General features: G+C 72.4%; 2 protein-coding genes. Both read right to left on the reverse strand.

The features are described from left to right. Positions 1-777: AfsR/SARP family transcriptional regulator (locus CCN72_RS36845; RefSeq protein ID WP_244174676.1), on the reverse strand; the 777-nt coding region annotated here is incomplete at its 3' end. A gap of 612 nt (positions 778-1,389) precedes the next feature. Then, positions 1,390-1,791, reverse strand: a complete 402-nt coding sequence (locus CCN72_RS36850) for a DUF6083 domain-containing protein (RefSeq protein ID WP_086812659.1) — start codon at positions 1,789-1,791, stop codon at positions 1,390-1,392. Between the last annotated feature and the right edge of the window lie 110 nt (positions 1,792-1,901).

Here is a 1,901-nt window from a genome sequence, read left to right on the forward strand (position 1 = left end):
GACGGTCCGGTGCGGCGGCGGTGCGGGGAGGTCGAGGGCCGGGGACTGCCGCAGGATCGCCTGTTCCAGATCGCGCAGCTCCTGCCCCGGCTCGATGCCCATCTCCTCGACGAGGGCCCTGCGGGCGCGCTGGAACGTCGCCAGCGCCTCCGCCTGCCGTCCCGAGCGGTACAGCGCCAGCATGAGAAGCTCGTAGAGGTGTTCGCGCAGCGGGAACCGGCCGATGAGCACGGTCAGTTCGGCACAGACCTCACCATGCCGGGCCAGCAGGAGTTCCAGGCGCAGACACTCCTCGATCGCGGCCAGGCGCCGGTCGTCGTAATGCCGGGCCACCGGCCGAACGGAGTCGCTGGGGATGCCGTCGAGGGCGGAGCCGCGCCACAGGTCCAGGGCCTTGCGCAGGGTTGCCGCCGCCTCCGTGACGCGGTCGGCCCGGGAGTCCTCGCGGGCGGTGGTGACCAGCCGGTCGAACTCCAGGCTGTCCACGCTCTCCGGGGGCAGTTCGAGGACGTAGCCGGGCGCCCGGGTCCTGATCGCGTCGGGCCGGCCGGCGCGGGCGAACTGTTTGCGGAGCGTGGAGATCGCGACCTGGATCTGGCCGCGCGCGGTGACGGGGGGCGCGTCGCCCCATACCGCGTCGATGAGTTGTTCCGTGGACAGCGTGCGGTTGATGTTCAGCCCCAGCATCGCCAGGACCACGCGCTGGCGCGGGCCGCCGACCTCGAGCGAACGACCTTTGTGAACCAGCTCGACCGGCCCCAGCAGCCGAAGGATCATGTCGTCCACCCTCGCCTTCCCCCACACGTAGCATCGCGGTCAACGATCAGCACCGTAACCCCGGTTCGGAGCTGTCATCCGGTGATTGCCATGAGTTTCCTGATGTACGGCACAGGAGTGGCCCGGCGGCCGTGGACACGGCCGGGCGCCCGAGTTCTCGCCGATCGGCGGCACGGTTGACCTGGGCGGACCCAACTCGGTTCGCCTGGCGGCCAGTTGGCCGCTCGCGTATCACTGGGTCCGATTCCCGCGGGCCGGTCTCCGGTGTCAGGCAGGATGGCGTCGGGCGGGCGCGCCCGGTGGGATCGACGGATCCGGGGAGGTCACGGCCGGACAGTGGGCCCGGTCGTCTCCCGCGCTGCTACGTTCCATGTCTGCCCCCGCTCAGCCCGCACGGCCGACGCCGTGCACCTGCGCATCCCGCCGGCATCCGCCGCCTGCCGGATCCGGGTGGGCGGGCGGGTGCCGGTCGAGAATCCAATTCATCTTGCCCGCAGGTCAATCAATATGCAAAGGGCAATGAGCAAGGGGACGCGCGTGCGCGCGGGGGCAGATTGAGGGGGTGGTGGCGGCGCTGAAGGCGGGAGACGTGGGGGGCGGCTCTCGCGTTCGTCAACCGGCGGACGGCCACTCCTCGGGCGGCGGTTCCGGCTCGGGCGGGTGCCGCCGTTCCGTCAGACGCGCGTTCTCGCCCCGCCGCGCGTTCTCGCTCCGCCGGTCGGTCAGCCACGGCCACAGGTCCGGCAAGGAGCGGTTCGGGCAGGCGAGGCGGTGTTCGATGCGGCACCGTTGGAACGGATCCGGTGGGCAGACGCCGTAGACGGTCACCCGTCCGTCGGACAGCTCGATCCACCGGTGCCCCGCCGGCACCTCGTGGGCCAGTGGCCGCAGGTCCGGTTCCAGCATGACCCACTCATGTCCGAGCGTCGCCACCCGGTCCCGCGGCAGACCGCAGTGCGGGCAGCGCGATCGCCCGCCGCCGAGCCGACGCGGAGTCCCCTCCGAAGCCCCCATACGACGAGGGTCGGCACCCTGCCGCCCTCGGCGCAGGGCACTCGTCGGACGGAACGCGTGGGGCGGGCGTGCCCCGAGGAGGCGGGGGTCGGCCCGGGGGGTGCGTCCGG

The sequence above is a fragment of the Streptomyces murinus genome (assembly GCF_002154555.1).
In the GTDB taxonomy this organism is placed as follows: domain Bacteria; phylum Actinomycetota; class Actinomycetes; order Streptomycetales; family Streptomycetaceae; genus Streptomyces; species Streptomyces murinus.

Excerpts from the sequence above, each read along its gene's own strand:
- CCN72_RS36850 (WP_086812659.1), bottom strand. The coding sequence starts at position 1,791 with ATGGGGGCTTCGGAGGGGACTCCGCGTCGGCTCGGCGGCGGGCGATCG.